The 19,222-nt window shown below is 69.4% G+C and carries 22 protein-coding genes and 1 tRNA gene; 12 read left to right on the top strand and 11 right to left on the bottom strand.

The features are described 5' to 3' along the window. Nucleotides 1-151: 151 nt before the first annotated feature. Together pnp and BMZ47_RS22150 are read left to right on the top strand one after the other, a co-directional pair. The gene (gene pnp, locus BMZ47_RS22155; protein WP_091864229.1) at nt 152-2,374 is read left to right on the top strand and encodes a polyribonucleotide nucleotidyltransferase; all 2,223 of its coding nucleotides are present in this window, start codon (nt 152-154) and stop codon (nt 2,372-2,374) included. 276 nt (nt 2,375-2,650) lie between these two features. Continuing rightward, nucleotides 2,651-2,872, top strand: a complete 222-nt coding sequence (locus BMZ47_RS22150; protein WP_007560132.1) for a YgaP-like transmembrane domain — start codon at nt 2,651-2,653, stop codon at nt 2,870-2,872. A gap of 87 nt (nt 2,873-2,959) precedes the next feature. Here BMZ47_RS22150 and BMZ47_RS22145 read toward each other — a convergent pair whose 3' ends face one another. Beyond that, on the bottom strand, nt 2,960-3,223 hold the full coding sequence (locus BMZ47_RS22145) for a GlsB/YeaQ/YmgE family stress response membrane protein (protein WP_007560130.1): 264 nt from the start codon (nt 3,221-3,223) through the stop codon (nt 2,960-2,962). Between the two features lie 180 nt (nt 3,224-3,403). Between BMZ47_RS22145 and BMZ47_RS22140 the strand changes: the two genes are divergently transcribed. Further along, a complete protein-coding gene (locus BMZ47_RS22140; protein WP_091864228.1) occupies nt 3,404-3,760 on the top strand; it encodes a RidA family protein in 357 nt (118 codons plus the stop codon). 104 nt (nt 3,761-3,864) lie between these two features. Beyond that, entirely contained in the window at nt 3,865-4,941 is a 1,077-nt protein-coding gene (locus tag BMZ47_RS22135) for a polyamine ABC transporter substrate-binding protein (protein WP_244536905.1), read from the top strand. A 45-nt stretch (nt 4,942-4,986) separates the two neighbouring features. On the opposite strand, the gene BMZ47_RS22130 is transcribed toward BMZ47_RS22135, so the two are convergent. From BMZ47_RS22130 to BMZ47_RS22120, 3 genes are all read right to left on the bottom strand, one after another. Then, complete coding sequence (locus tag BMZ47_RS22130) at nt 4,987-5,403, bottom strand: DUF3597 domain-containing protein (RefSeq protein WP_091864227.1); 417 nt, start codon at nt 5,401-5,403, stop codon at nt 4,987-4,989. Nucleotides 5,404-6,011: 608 nt separating this feature from the next. Then, complete coding sequence (locus BMZ47_RS22125) at nt 6,012-6,335, bottom strand: hypothetical protein (RefSeq protein ID WP_091864226.1); 324 nt, start codon at nt 6,333-6,335, stop codon at nt 6,012-6,014. Nucleotides 6,336-6,362: 27 nt separating this feature from the next. Continuing rightward, on the bottom strand, nt 6,363-8,219 hold the full coding sequence (locus BMZ47_RS22120; RefSeq protein WP_091864225.1) for a DEAD/DEAH box helicase: 1,857 nt from the start codon (nt 8,217-8,219) through the stop codon (nt 6,363-6,365). A gap of 254 nt (nt 8,220-8,473) precedes the next feature. Here BMZ47_RS22120 and BMZ47_RS22115 point away from each other — a divergent pair. Continuing rightward, a tRNA-Tyr gene (locus BMZ47_RS22115) sits at nt 8,474-8,557 on the top strand. Between the two features lie 50 nt (nt 8,558-8,607). Here the strand turns inward: BMZ47_RS22115 and ruvC are convergent. Continuing rightward, complete coding sequence (gene ruvC, locus BMZ47_RS22110; RefSeq protein WP_091864224.1) at nt 8,608-9,231, bottom strand: crossover junction endodeoxyribonuclease RuvC; 624 nt, start codon at nt 9,229-9,231, stop codon at nt 8,608-8,610. 131 nt (nt 9,232-9,362) lie between these two features. On the opposite strand from ruvC, the gene BMZ47_RS22105 reads away from it, so the two are divergent. Continuing rightward, on the top strand, nt 9,363-9,935 hold the full coding sequence (locus tag BMZ47_RS22105; protein WP_091864223.1) for a peroxidase-related enzyme: 573 nt from the start codon (nt 9,363-9,365) through the stop codon (nt 9,933-9,935). A gap of 7 nt (nt 9,936-9,942) precedes the next feature. On the opposite strand, the gene BMZ47_RS22100 is transcribed toward BMZ47_RS22105, so the two are convergent. Beyond that, nucleotides 9,943-10,263: a YnfA family protein gene (locus BMZ47_RS22100; RefSeq protein ID WP_091864222.1), complete on the bottom strand. Its 321-nt coding sequence runs from the start codon at nt 10,261-10,263 to the stop codon at nt 9,943-9,945. A 184-nt stretch (nt 10,264-10,447) separates the two neighbouring features. Between BMZ47_RS22100 and BMZ47_RS22095 the strand changes: the two genes are divergently transcribed. The 6 genes from BMZ47_RS22095 to BMZ47_RS22080 all read left to right on the top strand — a co-directional run bounded on the left by BMZ47_RS22095 (nt 10,448) and on the right by BMZ47_RS22080 (nt 14,807). Next, nucleotides 10,448-11,986: a PAS domain-containing protein gene (locus BMZ47_RS22095; protein WP_091864221.1), complete on the top strand. Its 1,539-nt coding sequence runs from the start codon at nt 10,448-10,450 to the stop codon at nt 11,984-11,986. A 55-nt stretch (nt 11,987-12,041) separates the two neighbouring features. Further along, a complete protein-coding gene (locus BMZ47_RS22090; protein ID WP_091864220.1) occupies nt 12,042-12,293 on the top strand; it encodes a DUF4926 domain-containing protein in 252 nt (83 codons plus the stop codon). Continuing rightward, nucleotides 12,293-12,418, top strand: coding sequence for a DUF6883 domain-containing protein (locus BMZ47_RS29365; RefSeq protein ID WP_483129552.1), 126 nt, complete (start codon nt 12,293-12,295; stop codon nt 12,416-12,418). Before BMZ47_RS22090 ends, BMZ47_RS29365 begins: the two co-directional genes overlap by 1 nt. A 48-nt stretch (nt 12,419-12,466) precedes the next feature. Beyond that, nucleotides 12,467-12,631, top strand: coding sequence for a hypothetical protein (locus BMZ47_RS28680; protein WP_167369083.1), 165 nt, complete (start codon nt 12,467-12,469; stop codon nt 12,629-12,631). Nucleotides 12,632-12,826: 195 nt separating this feature from the next. Beyond that, nucleotides 12,827-13,795: a tyrosine recombinase XerC gene (locus tag BMZ47_RS22085; protein ID WP_091864219.1), complete on the top strand. Its 969-nt coding sequence runs from the start codon at nt 12,827-12,829 to the stop codon at nt 13,793-13,795. Nucleotides 13,796-13,949: 154 nt separating this feature from the next. Continuing rightward, on the top strand, nt 13,950-14,807 hold the full coding sequence (locus tag BMZ47_RS22080; RefSeq protein WP_091864218.1) for a response regulator: 858 nt from the start codon (nt 13,950-13,952) through the stop codon (nt 14,805-14,807). A gap of 21 nt (nt 14,808-14,828) precedes the next feature. Here the strand turns inward: BMZ47_RS22080 and lpdA are convergent, their stop codons facing one another. From lpdA to odhB, 5 genes are all read right to left on the bottom strand, one after another. Continuing rightward, complete coding sequence (gene lpdA, locus BMZ47_RS22075; RefSeq protein ID WP_091864217.1) at nt 14,829-16,229, bottom strand: dihydrolipoyl dehydrogenase; 1,401 nt, start codon at nt 16,227-16,229, stop codon at nt 14,829-14,831. Between the two features lie 68 nt (nt 16,230-16,297). Next, nucleotides 16,298-17,053, bottom strand: a complete 756-nt coding sequence (locus BMZ47_RS22070) for an SDR family oxidoreductase (RefSeq protein WP_091864216.1) — start codon at nt 17,051-17,053, stop codon at nt 16,298-16,300. After that, entirely contained in the window at nt 17,050-17,352 is a 303-nt protein-coding gene (locus tag BMZ47_RS22065; RefSeq protein ID WP_244536903.1) for a pentapeptide repeat-containing protein, read from the bottom strand. Before BMZ47_RS22065 ends, BMZ47_RS22070 begins: the two co-directional genes overlap by 4 nt. A 1-nt stretch (nt 17,353) precedes the next feature. Beyond that, complete coding sequence (locus BMZ47_RS22060; RefSeq protein ID WP_244536902.1) at nt 17,354-17,767, bottom strand: hypothetical protein; 414 nt, start codon at nt 17,765-17,767, stop codon at nt 17,354-17,356. Nucleotides 17,768-17,788: 21 nt separating this feature from the next. Continuing rightward, nucleotides 17,789-19,120 (bottom strand): 2-oxoglutarate dehydrogenase complex dihydrolipoyllysine-residue succinyltransferase, encoded by a 1,332-nt coding sequence (gene odhB / locus BMZ47_RS22055; protein ID WP_091864213.1) that lies wholly within the window; start codon nt 19,118-19,120, stop codon nt 17,789-17,791. Between the last annotated feature and the right edge of the window lie 102 nt (nt 19,121-19,222).

Below are 19,222 nucleotides of genomic sequence, written 5' to 3'. Positions count from 1 at the left end.
GCCGGAATGGGTCCGGCCGCCCGAAAAACGGGTCGCTTCGAGGCGCCAGCGTCGGGGCAGGATCGCGGGACACTTCATCGAGCGAAGTGTCCCGCCGTCTTGCCCCCGACGGCGCCGGGCCTGGCCCGCCGAAGGCAAGGAAGAGATAAGAATGTTCGACGTTCAACGCGAAGAGCTGATGTGGGGCGACCGCAAGCTCGTCCTCGAGACCGGCAAGGTCGCCCGCCAGGCTGACGGCGCGGTTCTGGCCACCTACGGCGAGACCTCGGTCCTCGCCACCGTGGTCGCCACCAAGGAGCCGAAGCCCGGCATCGACTTCCTGCCGCTCACCGTGAACTACCAGGAGCGCGCCTACGCCGCCGGCCGCATCCCGGGCGGCTACTTCAAGCGCGAGGGCCGTCCCTCCGAGAAGGAGACCCTGGTCTCTCGCCTGATCGATCGCCCGATCCGTCCGCTCTTCGTGAACGGCTGGCGCAACGACACCCAGGTCGTCGTCACCGTCCTGACCCACGACCTCGAGAACGATCCGGACATCGTGTCGATGGTCGCGGCCTCCGCCGCCCTCACCCTGTCGGGCGTGCCGTTCATGGGCCCGATCGGCGCGGCGCGCGTCGGCTACGTCAACGGCGGCTACAAGCTGAACCCGCTGGTCACCGAGACCAAGGAGGAGTCGAGCCTCGACCTCGTCGTCGCCGGCACCCAGGACGCCGTGCTGATGGTCGAGTCGGAGGCCAAGGAGCTCTCCGAGGACGTGATGCTCGGCGCCGTGATGTTCGGCCACAAGCACTTCCAGCCGGTCATCGAGGCGATCATCCGCCTGGCCGAGAAGGCCGCCAAGGAGCCGCGCGACTTCCAGGCTCCCGAGAACGCCGACGTCGAGAAGGCGGTCCTCGAGATCTGCGAGACCGAGCTGCGCGCCGCCTACACCAAGACGGTCAAGCAGGAGCGCTACGCCGCCGTCGACGCCGTGAAGGCGAAGGTGATGGCCGCCCTCTGCCCCGAGGGGGCCGAGAAATACCCGGCCGAGAAGGTCAAGGCCGCGTTCAAGGAGGCGCAGTCCAAGGTCGTGCGCTGGAACGTGCTCGACACCGGCTCGCGCATCGACGGCCGCGACCTGAAGACGGTCCGTCCGATCATCTCCGAGGTCGGCGTGCTGCCCCGCGCCCACGGTTCGTCGCTGTTCACCCGCGGCGAGACCCAGGCCCTCGTGGTCGCCACCCTCGGCACCGGCGAGGACGAGCAGTTCATCGACTCGCTCGACGGCACCTACAAGGAGCGGTTCCTGCTCCACTACAACTTCCCTCCCTATTCGGTCGGCGAGACCGGCCGCATGGGCTCCCCGGGCCGCCGCGAGATCGGCCACGGCAAGCTCGCCTGGCGGGCGATCCGGCCGGTTCTGCCGCCGGCGCACGAGTTCCCGTACACGATCCGCATCGTGTCCGAGATCACCGAGTCCAACGGCTCGTCCTCGATGGCCTCGGTCTGCGGCGGCTCGCTGTCGCTGATGGATGCCGGCGTGCCCCTGCGCCGTCCGGTGGCCGGCATCGCCATGGGCCTCATCCTCGAGGGTGAGCGCTTCGCGGTCCTGTCCGACATCCTGGGCGACGAGGATCACCTCGGGGACATGGACTTCAAGGTGGCCGGCACGGACGAGGGCGTGACCTCGCTCCAGATGGACATCAAGATCGCCGGCATCACCGAGGAGATCATGCGGGTCGCCCTCGACCAGGCGAAGGACGGGCGCGCCCACATCCTGGGCGAGATGTCCAAGGCGCTCACCGCCGCCCGTCCGGAGCTCGGCGAGTACGCGCCGCGCATCGAGACGATGCAGATCCCGACCGACAAGATCCGCGACGTGATCGGCACCGGCGGCAAGGTGATCCGCGAGATCGTCGAGAAGACCGGCGCCAAGATCAACATCGAGGATACCGGCATCGTGAAGATCGCCTCGGCCGACGGCAAGGCGATCAAGGCGGCCTATAACTGGATCCGCTCGATCGTCGCCGAGCCCGAGACCGGCATGATCTACGACGGCACGATCGTGAAGTGCATGGAGTTCGGCGCCTTCGTGAACTTCTTCGGCGCCAAGGACGGTCTCGTCCACATCTCGGAGCTCGCCGCCCAGCGGGTCGCCAAGGTGACGGACGTCGTCAAGGAAGGCGACAAGGTCAAGGTGAAGTTCCTCGGTCAGGACGACCGCGGCAAGATCCGCCTGTCCATGCGCGTCGTCGACCAGCAGACCGGCGAGGACATCACCGAGAAGGTGAAGGCCGAGCGCGATTCCACCCGCAGCGACCGGGACGGCGAGCCCAGGCGCGAGGACAATGGCGGCCGCCACCGTGGCGAGCGCCGCCGCGAATCCGCCGGCGAGTGATCGTTCCGGCTTTCCCGCGCGGGCTTCGGCCGGTGCGGGTTTGAGATGAGAGGCGCGGTCCTTCGGGGCCGCGCCTTTTTCGTGCGCCGGGTTCGACGGCGTGGAGCAAGAGCTTCGGCTTGCACCCGTTCGGCCGGTCTCCGTCGGTTGCGGCTGCGCAGCGACAGACGTCAGGCGGGTCGCCTGCGCGGCCTGCACGCCTCCACCGTGCGGGACGGTTGGAACGCCCGCCCCGCGCCCGCGTTCGCACCGCGACCTCACAGCGGGAAAGCATTCATGGCCAACGAAATGATCCACGACATCTTCAGCGGGCAGCCGAACCTCACCACCACCGAGCGGGCGGTGTCGGTGGCCCTCGGCCTCGGGATCGCCGCCGCGGCGGCGCAGCCCCGGCCGAACAAGATCCTCAGCCTGCTGGCGCTCGTCGTCGGCGTCGGCCTGGCGGTGCGCGGCGCCACCGGCCACTGCGCCGTGAAGGCGGCGGCGGATCACCTCTGAGGGATCGGCCGCCTCGGCCGGCCATCAACCCATAAAAAAGGGGCGCCCCGCGGGGCGCCCCTTCGCGTTCCGGTTGCCGGAACCGGATTAGATTGTCGTGCGGCGACGGCCGGCGATCATGCCGTAGATGAAGAGCACCACGACGGCGCCCACGACCGCGCCGATGAATCCTGCGCCCTGGTTGGGTCCGTACCAGCCGACAGCCTGGCCGATGAAGGTCGCCACGAAGGCGCCGACGATGCCCAGGATGGTCGTCAGGATGAAGCCCGACGGCTCATTCGGTCCGGGCATCAGGAACTTGGCGATGATTCCGGCGAGGAACCCGATGATGATGGTCCAGAGAATACCCATGACGAACCCCAAGGCGTGACAAGCGATGCCGTGTGAACGCACGGTGGCCGGCCACGGTTGCTCGCAACTGCACACGAGGGGGCGAATTTTCCTGCGGTTCCCGCGGCGCGTCGGCGCGCGGCCCTTTACGGCTGCCCCGGCGCCACGGCAGATACCGGCTTTCATCGGCCGGAGACTGGAATGACCATCGAACGGATTGAACCGGGATCGCGGATGTCGCAGGGCGCGATCCACGGCAACACCATCTACCTCGCCGGCCAGGTGGCGTCCGATCCGGTCGGCACCGGGGTCACGGCGCAGACCCAGAACATCCTGGAGCAGATCGACCGGTTGCTCGCCGGAGCGGGCAGCGACAAGGATCACATCCTGTCGGCCACCATCTATCTGGCCGATATCGGGCACTTCGCCGAGATGAACGCGGCCTGGGACGCCTGGGTGTCCAAGGAGCACCCGCCGGTGCGTGCCACCGTCGAGGCGCGGCTGTGCGATCCGCAATATCTGGTCGAGATCGTGGTCGTCGCCGCGAGGCAGGCATGAGCGGGGCCGGGACGGGCCGGGTCGAACGATCGGTCCGGCGCCCCGTCCCGGGCCGGCGCCGGTCCGCGTCGCGCGCGGGGGCCGGCTTTTCGCTGATCACGGGAATGCTGCTGGCCGCGCTCCTGAGCCTGGCTCTGCCCGCCCGGGCCGCTGAGGAGCGGGTCGTCAACATCTACAACTGGTCGGACTACATCGACCCGAAGGTGCTCGACGCCTTCACCCGGGAGACCGGGATCAAGGTCGTCTACGACACCTACGACAACAACGAGATCCTGGAGACCAAGCTGCTGGCCGGCCGATCCGGTTACGACATCGTCGTGCCGTCCGGCCCCTACCTGCAGCGGCTGATCCGCGCCGGCGCCTTCCTGCCGCTGGACAAATCCAAGCTGAAGAACCTCGGCAACCTCTGGCCTGAAATTTCCAGCCGGCTCGCCGTGTACGACCCCGGCAACACCTACGCGGTCGACTACATGTGGGGCACGACCGGCATCGGCTACAACGTCGCCGCCGTGCGCGAGCGGCTCGGCATCAACGCGGCGCTGAACTCCTGGACCGTGGTCCTCAATCCGGCTTCCGCGAACAAGCTCAAGGATTGCGGGATCATGATGCTCGACAGTCCCGAGGATCTGATCCCCAGCATGCTCCCGGTCTTCGGCGCGAAGGCCGATTCCAAGCGCTGGGACGACCTGACCCTCGTGACCGACGCCCTCTACAAGGTGCGCGGCAGCGTGCGGAAGTTCCACGCTTCGGAATACATCCAGGCGCTCGCCAACGGCGATATCTGCGTAGCGGTCGGCTATTCGGGCGACGTGATGCAGGCCAAGCGTCGGGCCGAGGAGGCCAAGAACGGGATCGAGATCGCCTACGTGGTGCCCAAGGAGGGCGCGCTCATGTGGTTCGACACCTTCGCGATCCCGAAGGATGCGGCCCATCCGGCCGAGGCCCTGGCCTTCATCGACTACATGCTGCGGCCCGAGGTGGCGGCGGCCAACACCAACTTCGTTGCCTATGCCAGCGGCAACCTCGCGGCGAAGAAGTTCGTGAAGCCCGAGATCCTGAGCAATCCCGGCATCTACCCGGACGAGGCGACGATGCAGCGCCTGGCGATCAACACGGCTTGGGACGACCGCACCCAGCGCTACGTCACCCGGCTCTGGACCCGGGTCCGCACCGGGCGGTGAACGTGGAAGGCCCGGCGCAGGTCGCTGCGCCGGGCCGTTGGGCACTCAGTTTTTCAGGTCTTCCGGCACCTTGCCGCCGTTCTCGGCGAGCTTCTTCATCACCTGCTTGTGCAGCCAGATGTTCATCGAAGCCGAGTCTTCCTTGTCGCCGGTATAGTGCAGCTCGTCGGCGAGCTGCTTGCGCGAGGCCAGGCCGGAATCCAGGCCGACCAGCTTCATCAGGTCGACGATGGAATGGCGCCAATCGAGCTTCTGCGGGGTCTTCTCGGCGAGGCTGGTGAGCACGGCCTCGACGTCCACGGCCTCGCCGCTGCCGCTGCCGCCCGCGCTGCCGGGGGCCGAGGCCGGGCTCGAGCCGGCCGAACCGCTCGAGGAGCCCGAGGTGGACGAGGGCGCGGCGTCCGCGGTGCCGCCGCCGAACGGGTGGAGGATCTTGCCGACGATGCTGCCGAGGAGGCTCATAGGTCCGCTCCGATAATCAAGGCCCGACCTGCGCGCCGGGCGGGCTGTCAACCGGTTGTCGGCCCGGGCGTTCCGCGATTCGCGCGCCGGCGCGTCGAAACCTAGCCGCGGGCGCCGTACAGCGCGATTCCCAGCAGGGACAGGCCGAGCACAAGACAGATCCCGCTCCACCGTTCGAGGACGGCCACACGCGCGGGGGCGCGCAGCGAAAGACCCGCCAGACCGACACTGCAGATTAAACAGCTCACACTCATCACGATAACCAGCACGGTCCTTATGATCCGAAATCGACTGAGTCAGCCATAATCTGATTTCGACGCTGTGAGATATCGAAGACCACGTAGCAAACGAAAAATTCACAGGCCTCTCACTGAGGATGGGCGATTAAGGGAGTCCCGTTCCGCATCTCGATTTGCGCGTTCCGGGTGAAATCAATCTTCCCGCGCCAGATCCGACCGTTAACGTGCTTAGTTATTGAGATTTGTCCCGCGTGGCATCGCCCGTTTGACGAATGGAGCCCGGTGCTGTCGCAGCCGGCCACGGCGGGCGGAGACGAGTCGACCGGCTTCCGAAGCGGGACCGACCTCCCGGCTACCGGCAATCGGCACTCAGCCGGCGCGCGACAGGGCGGCGATGAGGGCTGACCGCTCCTCCGCGAGCGAGCCGTGGAACACCGGACGACCGGCACGGTCGTACCAGTAGCGCGCATTGCCGGAATCGCCCTCGATCCGGTGCAGATGGGCGTGCACCCAGGCGGCGTCCGGCCCCGATGCGTCCTGGACCAGGGCATGCGCCCGCGCCCAGGTGGCGTCCGCGGCTTCGGTCGCATCCCTGGCCAGCCACCAGAGGGCGGCGAGCGGAGCGGGCCAGGCGTGTGGCGGCGCGCGCCCGGTCAGCGTCGCCGCGAAGTCGGACGGCAGGTTCTCGGTCATCGCGCCTTCTCCCTGAACCGCGACGGGTCAGCGTCCGGCCGCGCGCTCCGGCTGCCAGCGGCCGCGGCGCTGGCGGGCGGACCACGCGTAGCGGGCATCGCCGTCGAGGCGGTCGAGATGGTCCGAGAGCCGGTTGCGTTCAAGCCAGGCGAGCGCCGCCTCCAGCTCGGGCAGGGTCATGGTCGCGCGGCCCTTGCCGAGCACCCGCTTGAGCACCGCGTTGTAGCGATGCGCAAGGTTGCCGCCCCGGGGCACCCGCAGCGACGCCTCGTCCTCCACGGCCTGGCTCGCCACCGCCACGGCGAGCCGCTGGCGCAGGGTCCGCTCGGTGACCGACGGCGGCTCCGGCGCCGGCGCCACGGGGGCGGGCTCGGCGAGCCGCGGGCGCAGCAGGGCGTAGCGCAGCCCGATCGCGTTGCTCTCCAGCGGCGTGATCCCGCCGGGATCCTCGTCGCGCCACGGGGTCCGCTCCGGGACGATGGCGCTCGCCGGCCGCTCGCGCTTGGGCCGGACGCTGCTCCCCTGCTCGGTCTCCAGTTCCAGGCGGAACCGGGCGAAGAGCGGGTCGTCCGGATGGAAGACCAGCGCCTGCTGGTTGTCGTAGGGGCCGGCATGCGGATCGACCCTTGTGGCCCGGGCGAGCATCTGCTCGAGCCAGGGGCGGGAGCGGATATGCGTGAGGGCCGCCACCACGGCAACCTCGGGGGCATCGAGCCCCTCATAGGCCATCGCCACCGTCACCAGCACCGCCGGCTCCGCGGTCAGGCGGAACGCCGCCAGGGCCGCGTGGGCGTCGCCCTGGCCCGAGGTCGCCAGCCGGACGTCGCGCTCCCCCTGCTGGGCCGGCATCCAGCTCCGCAGGGTCGTCAGGTAGGTGCGGGCGCTCGCCTGATCCGGGGCCACCACGAGGAGCTTGCCGAGGCCCCGGGCCATCTGGCCGGGCGGCAGGCCGAGTTCGGACCGGCGCCGGGCGCGCAGGCGCTTCGTCGCGAAGAAGGATTCGCTCAGGAGATCCCGGGCGAAGCCCGTACGCAGGGCCGTGAACAGGGCCGGCCGGGTCGTGACCCGGACCGATCCGGCGCCCAGCCGGTGCGGCCCGACCCGGGGGCTGTCGCCGGCGATCCGCCCGCCTTCGAGCCAGCTCGCCTCGCCGTCGATCGCCCCGAACGTGACCGGCAGCACGGCCCGCTCGGCCAGCGCCTGCGACCGGGAATAGCCGATCACCGCCAGCCCCAGCGCATCGAGGTCGAGCTCCGGGCCGCGGCCGAGCGCCGCCGGCTTGTAGGGCAGGCCGAGGATGCGTCGGCCGTCGGCCCGCTCCAGGGTGCCGGACAGGAACAGGCCGATCTCGGCCGCCTCCATCACCGGCAACATCGCCCGGGACCACGCCCCCGCCTCGGCCTCCGCCTCCTCGGCAGAGGCCTCGTCCGCCCCCGGACGCCCCGGGACCGGCAGGTGATGGACCTCGTCGACGACCAGCAGGGTCCGGTGCGCCCGCGCCTCGGCGAGGTGTAGCGCCGGGGCGGCGGCCACGGCCTGATAGGTGGTGACGTAGCCGGCGAGCCCCCGGGCCGGATCGCGCTCGTTGTCGGCGGCGCGCACGCTCAGCGCATGGCCGAAAGCCGCGCGCCAGAGCGGATCGGCGAAGGCTTCCTCGGCCTGGAGGCGCAGGGAATCCCGCGGCACCACCCAGACCACGCGATCGACCCGGCCCGCCGCGATCAGCGTGTGCGCCGCGATCACCGGCAGCAGCGACTTGCCGCCGCCCGGCGTCACCGCCGCCAGGATTGTCCGGACATGCGCCGCCTGCCCGCTCGCCATGGCCGCCACGAGGGCCATCAACGTACGCTGGTGGGACCGCAGGGACGGGGCGGGACGGGTCAATGGCCGGCGAAGCAGGGCGACATGCCCGCACCGTGGCCGATCCCGATTCCTTTGTGAATCCCCCGGACCACCACGGTGTTCGTGTTTCTTTCGCGCAATCGGCGTGATTCGTTCGAATGCGGCGGCGCGATTGCCGCATTCTGCGCTCCGAAAGACCGCCTTCCGACGGTCGCGCCTGCGGATCGCTGCACGAGAAGCGTTGACACCCGGCCAGCCCCTCACCATAAGGGCGCCGCGGGCGACAAACCCGCCTTGGGGGAATGTCCCGAGCGGCAAAGGGGGCGGACTGTAAATCCGCTGCGTAAGCTTCGTAGGTTCGAGTCCTACTTCCCCCACCAAGTTTCCTGCCCCACCAAGTTTCCTGACCGATCCCGTCAGCCCTGCCCGATCAGCCCTGCTTAGCCAGGGCCGCCTCGATGCGCGCGGCGGCGGCGGCCGAGAACCCCTTCCCGGCGAGCCCCTGGCCCGCGGCGGCCTGCCCGGTGAGAGTGCGGCGCTTGCCCTCCGGCAGATGCGTCCTGCGCAAGGCATGCGCGTCGCGGTGGCTCGCATGGGTGATCGCGATGGCCAGCGCGTCGGCGGCGTCGGCCACGCGGAACTCCGCCTTCGGCAGGAGGAAGCGGACCATCGCCTGGATCTGCACCTTCTCGGCGTGACCGGAGCCCGCCACGGTCTTCTTGATCAGGTTGGCGGCGTATTCGAACACCGGCAGCCCGGCATTGGCCGGCACCACGAGCGCCATGGCCCGGGCATGGCCGAGCTTGAGCGTCGCCTGGGCGTCCTTGTTGACGAAGGTCTCCTCCACGGCGACCTCGTCGGGCTTCTGCGCCTCGACGATGCGGCCGATCCCCTCGAACAGCTCGCGCAGGCGGAGCGCCAGCGGCAGGTCGCCGTCCGAGGTGACGACGCCGCAATCGCCGTAGGTCAGCTTGCTGCCCTGCGCGGTGATAAGGCCCCAGCCGGTGCGGCGGAGCCCCGGGTCGATCCCCAGGATGCGGACGATGCTGCTCATGACGCTCCAGGGTTATGCTCGGGCCTCGTCGCGGTCCGGAGGCCGGCTGCCCTCGACGATCGGGCCGAGCGTGCCGTACGTATCGTGAACGCTCGGTTTCACCAAGGGACCGGAACCTGGGGAGCCCGACCATGCCCGCGCCAACGCCGATCAGCCGCTTCCCGGTCCCGAAGCTGTCCGAGATGCCCGACGACCTGCGCGCCCGCATCGCCCTCGTGCAGGAGAAGGCGGGCTTCGTGCCCAACATCTTCCTGGCGCTGGCGCACCGCCCGGACGAGTTCCGCGCCTTCATGGCCTATCACGACGCGCTGATGGACCGGCCCGGCGGTCTCACCAAGGCCGAGCGCGAGATGATCGTGGTCGCCACCAGCGCGGCCAACAACTGCCTCTACTGCGTGGTCGCCCATGGCGCGATCCTGCGGGTCCGGGCCAAGAACCCGCTCCTGGCCGACCAGGTCGCCGTCGTCTACGCCAAGGCCGACATCACCCCGCGCCAGCGCGCGATGCTGGCCTTCGCGCTGAAGGTGGCGAAGGAAGCCCATACCGTCGAGGCCGAGGATCACGCGGTGCTCGCGGGCCACGGCTTCAGCCCGGACGACGTCTGGGACATTACCGCGATCACCGCCCTGTTCGCCCTCTCGAACCGCCTGGCCAGCGTCGCCGAGCTGCGGCCGAACGACGAGTTCTACACGCTCGGGCGGTGAGGCCGCCTCACCCGCGCCGCCCGAGCAGGATGATCGCCGCCCCGGCCAGGCACACCAAACCCCCGGCGAGGTCCCACCGGTCGGGCCGCTGCCCCTCGGCGAGCCACAGCCACAGGATCGAGGCGGCGACGTAGACCCCGCCATAGGCCGCGAAGGCGCGTCCCGCCGCCGGGCTGTCCACCAGGGTCAGCAGGCCGGCGAACGCCGCTAGGGAGGCGAGGCCCGGAAGCGCCCACCAGGCCGACCGGCCGAGCCGGAGCCAGGCCCAGAACGCGAAGCATCCGGCGATCTCCGCGATCGCGGCACCGGCATAGGCGAGGAGCGTCATCGCGCGAGCTTGGCACGCGGATCGGCGCCGGGCGAGCCAGGGAAGATAAACCGGTTGAATATGCATCCTGGGAAGATCTGCCCCGGAAGTGCAAGATGCTCATGCGCGCAAGATCGGCTAAGACCGATCCCGATCGCCTCCGCGTGCTTCCCGGGCCCCGCTGCCCGATCCAACGCCCCCGGCCATGTCAGACTCGATCGAGACCGCCCGCCTCCAGGTCCTCCGCAGCTACGGCATCCTCGATACGCCGCGCGAGCCGGCCTTCGACGACATCGTCGCGCTGGCGACGCAGATCTGCGCGGTGCCGGTGGGGCTCGTCAGCCTCGTCGCGGCCGACCGGCAATGGTTCAAGGCCCGGCACGGCTTCCCCTCCTGCGAGACGCCCCTGAGCCAGTCGGTCTGTGCCCACGCACTGGGCGCCGCGGACGGGCTGCTGGTGATCCCCGACCTGACGGCCGACCCGCGCACCTGCGAGAACACCCTGGTGACCGGGCCACCGCATATCCGGTTCTATGCCGGCGCCGTGCTCCGGACCGAAGACGGTGTGTCGTTCGGGACCCTGTGCGTGATCGACACGGAGCCGCGGCCCGACGGCCTGAAGCCGGACCAGGCCTTTGCCCTCCGGGCGCTGGCGCAGCAGGTGATGGCGCAGCTCGAGCTGCGCCGGGCGGTCCGGGAGCGGGAGGCCGCCCTGGCGGCCGAGCGCCAGGCGCGCGACGCCCTGGCGATCTCCGAGGAGCGCTACCGGCTCTCGTCGCGGGCGACCACGGATTTGATCTGGGACTGGAACCCGCAGACCGGCCGGATCCATTGGGACGAGGGCCTGTCCGCGCTCTACGGCTACCGGCCGGCGGAGATCGAGCCGAGCACCGACTGGTGGTACGACCACATCCACCCGGAGGATGGCGACCGCGTCCGCCGCAGCGTCCGCGCCGCCATCGCGGACGCGTCGCTCCGCTGGAGCGAGCGGTACCGCTTCCGGCGGGCGGACGGCACCTACGCCACGGTGCTCAACCGTGCCATCATCGTCCGCACCGCCGACGGCACCGCCACCCGGATGACCGGCGTGATGCTCGACGCGACCCAGCAGGCCGAGGCCGACGCGCATCGGGAGATGCTGAGCCAGGAACTCAGCCACCGGCTGAAGAACACCCTGGCGATGGTCCAGGCGATCGCCTCGCAGACCCTGCGCGATGCGCCCGACGTCGCGTCCGCCCGCGACGCCCTGCTGCAGCGCCTGCTGGCGCTGGGCAAGGCGCACGACATCCTGCTCGCCGGCAATGCCGAGCGGGCCCGCATGGAGGCGGTGATCCGGGGCGCCCTGGCGCTCCATGACAATGCCCGCCCCGGCCGGCTGCGGATCGAGGGGCCGGCTCTCGATATCGGGCCGAAGGCGGCCCTCGCCCTGGCGCTGATGATCCACGAGCTGGCGACCAACGCGGCCAAGTTCGGCGCCCTCTCGGCCGCGGCGGGGCATGTCGGCGTCACCTGGGAGATCGAGGCCCTGGCCGACGGCCCGCAGCTCCGGCTGAGCTGGGCGGAATCCGGCGGTCCCTCGGTGGTGCCGCCCTCGCGCAAGGGGTTCGGCACCCGCCTGATCGAGCGCGCCTTCGCGGGCACCGTGGCCGGGGCGGTCGCCCTGGATTACCGGGAGACCGGGCTGCACTGCATCCTCACCGCGCCGCTGGCCGGGTTCCAGGGCAAGGACGGGATCCTGAACTGAGGTCGTGCCGTCGCGGCGCCTTGCTTCGAACGCTGCGGCGCGCATATTTTCAGCTATGTCCGTCGTCGCTGCCTTCGCACGCTCGTCGCCCGGAAGCCCCGCCGAGATCCGTGAATTGGATCTCGTGAGGCTCGCTGTTCCTGTACGAAGCGATGCAGGACAGGATGTGCCGGCCGGTGCCGTGGGGACGGTGGTTGGCATTTGGGCCGGCGGAAGCGGCTTCGAAGTCGAATTTTCCGAGCTGTTCGAGGCGCTGGCGACCGTTCGGTCGCGCGAAATCTCCGATCATCAGCCTTTCCACGGCTGATGCCCTACGGGCTTTGGCCGGCGGGTTTCGAGGTGGATCGGCGCAAGGTCTGCTTGTACCTCCTGAATTCCAATCACCCGCGCGGCGGCGCCAAGGCGAAATTCTTCATCGGCGTTGGCTTCTAACCCGACGAATTCTGGCATCTGCAGGATGCTTTATGCGGACACGCCGTCATGGCGAATTACCGTGGTATTACCGTCGCTCCGTTCGGTCTGCGGTACCTGTTCGAGGGACCGTTCGCGACCCCCAGAGGTGGTATGCGGAAGCTGTGGAGCGTCTGGCAGCTCGATACCGAGAATGCAGGTGCGGCCAAATTCGTCACGGCCATTCCGCTCTGATCACACAATCGCGTCCCGTCGACCGACACCCACGCTCGTACCGCTTGGCCTTTCCCGCCAGTACCAGCGCTGTAATGCGCCCCTCATCACGGCTGGCAACATTCCGGCCTAGCAGGTTCCCCGGTCGTTGTGCGGCGGGCGCTAACGCCGACCCGCGTTAAGCCCAAGACAACGAAAAAGCGGTCGAGTGGGGCCATGAGCGCGCGCGAGACGGCCGACGACCTGATCCTGATTCCGGGCGATTCGCGCCTGCGCGAGGCGGTCCATGCCTGGGCCGATGGCTTGGCGCGGGAGCGGCGGATGTCGCCCAACACCGTCGAGGCCTACAGCCGCGATGTGCGCCAGTTCCTGCTCCACCTCGCGTTGCGCCAGGGCACGCCGACCATCCCGATGCTGGTGGCCCTGAAGGTGCGCGACATCCGTGCCTTCATGGCCGCGCGCCGGGCCGACGAGGTGTCCGGCCGCTCGCTGATGCGCATGCTCGCCGGGTTGCGCTCGTTCGGGCGGTTCCTGGAGCGCGAGGGTTACGGCAGCGTCTCGGCGCTTGGCGGCGTGCGGGCGCCCAAGGTTCCGCGGCGTCTGCCCCGGCCGCTGCCCGTCGCCGCCGCGGTGGCGCTCACCGACACGGCCATCCGGGCCGGCGAGGAGCGCGAGCCCTGGGTGCTCGCCCGGGATGCCGCGGTCCTGGCCCTGCTCTACGGCGCCGGCCTGCGCATCTCCGAGGCCCTCGGCCTGACCCGCCGCGACGCGCCGCTTCCGGGCAGCGATCAGGTGACGGTGCTGGGCAAGGGCGGCAAGCAGCGGATGGTCCCGATCCTGCCGGTGGTCGCGCAGGCGGTGGCCGATTACGTGGCCGCTTGCCCGCTGCCGCTGCCGCCGGAGGGGCCGCTCTTTGTCGGTGCCCGCGGCGGCGCGCTGTCTCCGCGCATCATCCAGTACACCGTGGCCCGCGCCCGCGGCGCCCTCGGCCTGCCCGAGAGCGCGACCCCGCATGCCCTGCGGCACTCCTTCGCGACGCATCTGCTCGCCCGCCAGGGCGAGCTGCGCGCGATCCAGGAGCTGCTGGGCCACGCCTCCCTGTCGACGACGCAGCTCTACACCCAGGTCGATGCCGCCCGGCTCATGAGCGCCTATACGGCGGCGCATCCCCGCGCCGGCCGCTGAACTCGATTGGCCTATAGCAGTGATAAGGGTGGCTAATACGCGATTGTTGCGCTGAATATGTCTCGAAGCGTCTATTCGAGCGCACGTTTAAGGGCTTCGTCATGATCCGCGTCCATTCTCCTGATCGGGGAATTGGATCTGTCGGGGCGGTGCCATGGAGCTTGATGAGGCCAGGTCGCCCGCCCGTGTCGTGATCGCGGATTGCGATGCCGGGCGACGCGCCGCCCTCAAGGCAATCGTCCAACGCTTCGACCCAACGGCCGTGATCGCCGAGGCGACGTCGGGCCAGGCGCTGTGCGACAACCTTCTCCGGCAACGCCCCAGTCTCGCCTTCGTCGGGCTGCAGCTCGAGGACCTGAGCGGACCCGAGGCCGTCGCGGTGGCACGCCGGGCGGGGGCCGAGCCGCCCTGCCTCGTTCTGGTCGCCACCCGCGTGCTGGCGCATTGGCAGGAGATTGCCCAGAGCCTCGGCGCCTACGAGGTGCTGAAGACGCCGCTCAATCCGAGCCACATCGAGCAGCTCCTCCATGCCGATGCCCGCCGCCGGACCCCGACCCGGGCTTTGCTCGCCTGCTCGTCGGCAGCCGGGCGGACCGCGATCAGCCGGGTGGTGGCGCGCAGCGGCTTCGCGATCGAGCTCGAGGAGACCGATTGCGGCCGCCACGCCCTCAAGCAGCTGAAGCTCGGCGCCTACGACTTCGCGTTCATCGATGTGAAGCTTGGCGGCATCGACGGGATGGAGCTCGCCTGCCAGCTCCAACCGCTCGGCCTGGCGACACGGATCACTCTGCTGACCACCGCCGAACTGGAGCCGATCGCCCAGGCCGGGCGCTATTTCGGGGTGGACGCCGTTTTGCGGATGCCGTTCTACCCCCGCGACATCGACCTGGCGCTGCACAATGCCCTGGGCCTGCGCCGGCCGTATCTTCTGAACGCGCTCACCGCTTCGCCGGCGCCGAGCGCGCTCCTGCGGATCGCCGACCTGCCGAACGCCCGGCGCAAGATCGCTTGATCCCGCGCCGGGTCTTGCCGATCAAACGTGGATGGCGCGCTTGGACACGGCGAGCGCCGCTTCCTTGACCGCCTCGGTCAGGGTCGGGTGCGCGTGGCATGTGCGGGCGATGTCCTCGGAGGAGGCACCGAACTCCATCGCCACCGCGACCTCGGCGATCAGGTTGCCGGCATCCGCCCCGACGATGTGCACGCCGAGCACCCGGTCGGTCTGGGCATCGGCCAGCACCTTCACGAAGCCGTCCGTGGTGCCGTTCGCCTTGGCGCGGCCGTTGGCCGTGAACGGGAACTTGCCGGCATTGTAGGCGATGCCGTCCTTGGTCAGCTCCTCCTCGGTCTTGCCGACGGAAGCGACCTCCGGGAAGGTGTAGACCACGTTCGGGATCACCCCGTAATTGACGTGGCCCGACTGCCCGGCCAGCATCTCGGCGATCGCGACGCCTTCATCCTCGGCCTTGTGGGCGAGCATCGGCCCGGCGATCACGTCGCCGATCGCGTAGATGCCGGTGACGTTGGTGGCGTAGTGCGAATCCGTGAGGATCCGGCCCTTGTCGTCGCGCTGCACGCCGACCGTGTCGAGGCCGAGCCCCTCGGTGTAGGGCACCCGGCCGATCGCCACGAGGACCACATCCGCCTGCAGGATCTCCGCCTCTCCGCCCGCGGCCGGCTCCACGGTGACGTTCGCGCCCTTCTTGCCGACCTCGACGCCGGTCACCTTGGTGGACAGCTTGAACTGGATGCCCTGCTTGGTCAGGATCCGCTGGAACTGCTTGCCGACCTCGCCGTCCATGCCGGGCAGCACCCGGTCGAGATATTCCACGACGGTGACCTCGGCGCCGAGCCGGCGCCAGACCGAGCCGAGCTCCAGCCCGATCACGCCGGCACCGATCACCAGGAGCTTCTTCGGCACGCGGTCGAGCTCGAGCGCGCCCGTGGAGGACACCACCACCTTCTCGTCGATGGTGACGCCCGGCAGGCGCGTCACGTCCGACCCGGTGGCGATGACGATGCTCTTGGTCTCGAGCATCTGGTTGCCGCCATCCTCGGACACGACCTCGACCCGGCCGGCGCCCGCGATCTTGCCGGTGCCGTGGAAGGTGTCGACCTTGTTCTTCTTGAGCAGGAACTCGACGCCCTTTGTGTTGCCGGCCACGCCCTCGGCCTTAAAGCTCATCATCTTCTTGAGGTCGAGCTTAACGCCGCTGACCTCGATGCCGAGATCGGCGAAGTGCTTGTTCGCCTCCTCGAAGGCCTCGGAGGCGTGGAGCAGCGCCTTCGACGGGATGCAGCCGACATTGAGGCAGGTGCCGCCGTGGGTCGCGCGCTTCTCGACCACGGCTGTCCGCAGGCCGAGCTGTGCCGCGCGGATCGCGCAGACATAGCCGCCGGGGCCGGTGCCGATGACGACGAGATCGTAGGACATGGGAGTTCGCTTCCGGTCGGTCATGCCGCCTGGGGCGGTCGGAGAGAAGGGAGATGGAAAGGGTGGGGTCAGCGGCCGCCGCCGACGTCGAGGATGGCGCCCGTGGTGTAGGACGCCTCCTCCGAGATCAGCCACGCGATCGGCGCGGCGACCTCCTCGGCGGTGCCGGCGCGGCCCATCGGGACGCCGGGCCCGAGGCGCTCGACCCGGTCGGGCTCGCCGCCGCTGGCATGGATCTCGGTGGCGATGATGCCGGGCGCCACCGCGTTGACCCGGATGCCCTCCCCGGCGACCTCGCGGGCGAGCCCGATGGTCAGTGTATCGATCGCGCCCTTGGAGGCTGCGTAATCGACGAACTGGCCGGGTCCGCCGAGGCGGGCGGCCACCGAGGACAGGTTGACGATGGCGCCCCCTGCCCCGCCGCGCTTGGTCGACATGCGCCGCACCGCCTCCCGGGCGCACAGGAAGCTGCCGACGACATTGGTGTTCATCATCCGCAGGAGCCGGGCCGCGCTCATGTCGGCCACGTCCGATTTCAGGTCGACCACGCCGGCGTTGTTCACGAGCGCGGCGAGCCGACCGAGCCCGTCGGCGGCCTCGAACAGGGCGAGCACGTCGGCCTCGACGCCGACATCGCTGCGCACCGCCAGCGCCTTGCCGCCCTTGACGGTGATCGCATCCACCACCGCCTGGGCCGCGGCCGAATCGGAGACGTAGCTCAGGCAGATCGCGTAGCCGCGCTCCGCCAGGAGCAGCGACACCGCCCGCCCGATGCCGCGGCTGCCGCCGGTGACGATGGCGACGGAATCAGGCGACGTTGTCAAAGCTCGACTCCCATGGCTTCGCGCGACTGACCGTTGAGCGTTCGGCGGTCGATATAGGCCGGCAATCGCGTGTGCTCGTCGAGGATAGCGGTCGCGAGCTGGGCCTCGGTGAGGTTCTGCGCATCGGTAAGATCCGCGCCCCGCAGAATCGCCCCACTCAAGCGTGCATCGAGGAAATCCGAATTTCGGAACACAGCGCCGCTTGCATCGACGCGTGAAAGATCCGCGTGTCGCAAATCGGAATTGCTGAGGTCCGTGTGGCGAATGAAAGCGCCCTGAAGATTGACGACCGGGTGCATTCTAGGCTTCGCTTGATGAGTCATCAGCGGAAATCCTCATGCGCAGCGTTTCGATAACCGCCTTCACGTCGATGGGCGGCTCCGAATCCTCGTAGCGAGACCGCCGCTCGCGCAGATGCGCCTGCAGGAGTTCGAAGACCGGATCCGCGAGATCGGGAAAGTCGCGCCCGATCTCGCGAAGAACATAGATAGCCGCCAGCCGGACTTCGAGACGCTCGTCGCCCAGTTGCCCGGCCGCGCGGTTGAAGAGTTCCGTGACATGAGCACGGCGTGCCAATTCCGCCTGTGATGCGGCGGACCCAGCTTGCTTCATTTCCGGCGCAAGCTTTCGCCAAGCCAGCGCCGCGCCGACCAAGGCGGCTAGGGCCAGTCCCAGATTTCGAACGATCTCTGAGACGAAAACCCATGTTTGCATTCCGGCGAGTGACCGTCTCGATCACAGATCCAGCACGAGCCGGGCCGGATCCTCCAGGGCCTCCTTGACCCGCACCAGGAAAGTCACGGCCTCCTTACCGTCGACGATCCGGTGATCGTATGACAGCGCGAGGTACATCATCGGCCGCGCCTCGATCTTGCCGGCCCGGACCACCGGGCGCTCCTCGATGCGGTGCATGCCGAGGATGCCCGATTGCGGGGCGTTGAGGATCGGGGTCGACATCAGCGAGCCGTAGATGCCGCCGTTGGTGATCGTGAAGGTGCCGCCCTGCATGTCCTCGATGGACAGCTTGCCGTCGCGGGCCTTCTTGCCGAAGCCGGCGATGGTCTTCTCGATGCCGGCGATGGACAGGTCGTCGGCGTCGCGCACCACCGGCACGACCAGGCCCTTATCGGTGCCGACCGCGATGCCGATGTGGTAGTAGTTCTTGTAGACGAGGTCCTGCCCGTCGATCTCGGCATTGACCGCCGGCACGTCCTTGAGGGCGCCGATCACCGCCTTGGTGAAGAAGCCCATGAAGCCGAGCTTCGTGCCGTGCTTCTTCTCGAAGATGTCCTTGTACTGGCTGCGCAGGGCCATCACGGCCGACATGTCGACGTCGTTGAACGTCGTCAGCATCGCGGCGGTGTCCTGCGCGTCCTTGAGGCGGCGCGCGATGGTCTGGCGCAGCTTCGTCATGCGCACGCGCTCCTCGCGCGCGGCATCGTCCGGCGCCGAAGGCGCGCGCGGCAGGGTCGGGCGAGCCTCCTTGGCGGGGGCGGCGGCCGGGGCCGGGCCCTTCGCGATCGCGCCGAGCATGTCGCCCTTGGTGACGCGGCCGTCCTTGCCGGAGCCGTTGAGGCCGGCCGGGTCGAGACCGCTCTCTCGGGCGAGCTTGGCCACCGCCGGGCCGTTATCGCCGGTCGGGCGCTGCTGGGTCGCGGGGGCGCCCGCATCGCCGTGGTTGCCGTAGCCGGCGGAGGATTCCTGGGCCGGCGCCTCGGCCTTGGCGGACGGGGCGGCCTTGGGCGCCTCGCTGCGGCTCTCGGCCTTGGTCTCGGCAGCCTCCTTCGGGGCCTCCTTCGCGGCGGCCTTCTTGCCGCCGGCCGAAGCGCCGGCCTCGACGATCGAGCCGAGCAGCGCGCCGGGCTCGACGGTCTCGCCGTCCTTGGCCAGGATCTCGCCGAGCTGGCCGGCCGCCGGGGCGTTGACCTCCAGGGTGACCTTGTCGGTCTCGAGTTCGACGATCGGCTCGTCGGCCGCGACCGTGTCGCCGGGCTTCTTGAACCAGCGGCCGATGGTGGCCTCGGTCACGGATTCGCCGAGCGTCGGGACGAGGATGTCGGTAGCCATGGTCTTTCGCACTTCCGGATCGGTTGGGCCGTGCCGGACGGCCTGGAGATTGAGGGCGGCGGCCCGAGCGGGTCGCCGCCAGGTCTCGAAAACTCAGCGGGT

The organism is Methylobacterium brachiatum, assembly GCF_900113845.1.
Lineage (GTDB): Bacteria > Pseudomonadota > Alphaproteobacteria > Rhizobiales > Beijerinckiaceae > Methylobacterium > Methylobacterium brachiatum.
This window is presented reverse-complemented; position numbering and strand designations above follow the sequence as displayed.

Excerpts from the sequence above, each read along its gene's own strand:
- BMZ47_RS22060 (WP_244536902.1), bottom strand. The coding sequence starts at position 17,767 with ATGCAAACATGGGTTTTCGTCTCAGAGATCGTTCGAAATCTGGGACTG.
- BMZ47_RS22090 (WP_091864220.1), top strand. The coding sequence starts at position 12,042 with ATGTCCGTCGTCGCTGCCTTCGCACGCTCGTCGCCCGGAAGCCCCGCC.
- pnp (WP_091864229.1), top strand. The coding sequence starts at position 152 with ATGTTCGACGTTCAACGCGAAGAGCTGATGTGGGGCGACCGCAAGCTC.
- BMZ47_RS22145 (WP_007560130.1), bottom strand. The coding sequence starts at position 3,223 with ATGGGTATTCTCTGGACCATCATCATCGGGTTCCTCGCCGGAATCATC.
- BMZ47_RS22100 (WP_091864222.1), bottom strand. The coding sequence starts at position 10,263 with ATGACGCTCCTCGCCTATGCCGGTGCCGCGATCGCGGAGATCGCCGGA.
- BMZ47_RS22095 (WP_091864221.1), top strand. The coding sequence starts at position 10,448 with ATGTCAGACTCGATCGAGACCGCCCGCCTCCAGGTCCTCCGCAGCTAC.
- BMZ47_RS28680 (WP_167369083.1), top strand. The coding sequence starts at position 12,467 with ATGGCGAATTACCGTGGTATTACCGTCGCTCCGTTCGGTCTGCGGTAC.
- BMZ47_RS22085 (WP_091864219.1), top strand. The coding sequence starts at position 12,827 with ATGAGCGCGCGCGAGACGGCCGACGACCTGATCCTGATTCCGGGCGAT.
- BMZ47_RS22140 (WP_091864228.1), top strand. The coding sequence starts at position 3,404 with ATGACCATCGAACGGATTGAACCGGGATCGCGGATGTCGCAGGGCGCG.
- BMZ47_RS22080 (WP_091864218.1), top strand. The coding sequence starts at position 13,950 with ATGGAGCTTGATGAGGCCAGGTCGCCCGCCCGTGTCGTGATCGCGGAT.
- BMZ47_RS22125 (WP_091864226.1), bottom strand. The coding sequence starts at position 6,335 with ATGACCGAGAACCTGCCGTCCGACTTCGCGGCGACGCTGACCGGGCGC.
- BMZ47_RS22065 (WP_244536903.1), bottom strand. The coding sequence starts at position 17,352 with ATGCACCCGGTCGTCAATCTTCAGGGCGCTTTCATTCGCCACACGGAC.
- BMZ47_RS29365 (WP_483129552.1), top strand. The coding sequence starts at position 12,293 with ATGCCCTACGGGCTTTGGCCGGCGGGTTTCGAGGTGGATCGGCGCAAG.
- odhB (WP_091864213.1), bottom strand. The coding sequence starts at position 19,120 with ATGGCTACCGACATCCTCGTCCCGACGCTCGGCGAATCCGTGACCGAG.
- BMZ47_RS22135 (WP_244536905.1), top strand. The coding sequence starts at position 3,865 with ATGCTGCTGGCCGCGCTCCTGAGCCTGGCTCTGCCCGCCCGGGCCGCT.
- ruvC (WP_091864224.1), bottom strand. The coding sequence starts at position 9,231 with ATGAGCAGCATCGTCCGCATCCTGGGGATCGACCCGGGGCTCCGCCGC.
- BMZ47_RS22105 (WP_091864223.1), top strand. The coding sequence starts at position 9,363 with ATGCCCGCGCCAACGCCGATCAGCCGCTTCCCGGTCCCGAAGCTGTCC.
- BMZ47_RS22150 (WP_007560132.1), top strand. The coding sequence starts at position 2,651 with ATGGCCAACGAAATGATCCACGACATCTTCAGCGGGCAGCCGAACCTC.
- BMZ47_RS22130 (WP_091864227.1), bottom strand. The coding sequence starts at position 5,403 with ATGAGCCTCCTCGGCAGCATCGTCGGCAAGATCCTCCACCCGTTCGGC.
- lpdA (WP_091864217.1), bottom strand. The coding sequence starts at position 16,229 with ATGTCCTACGATCTCGTCGTCATCGGCACCGGCCCCGGCGGCTATGTC.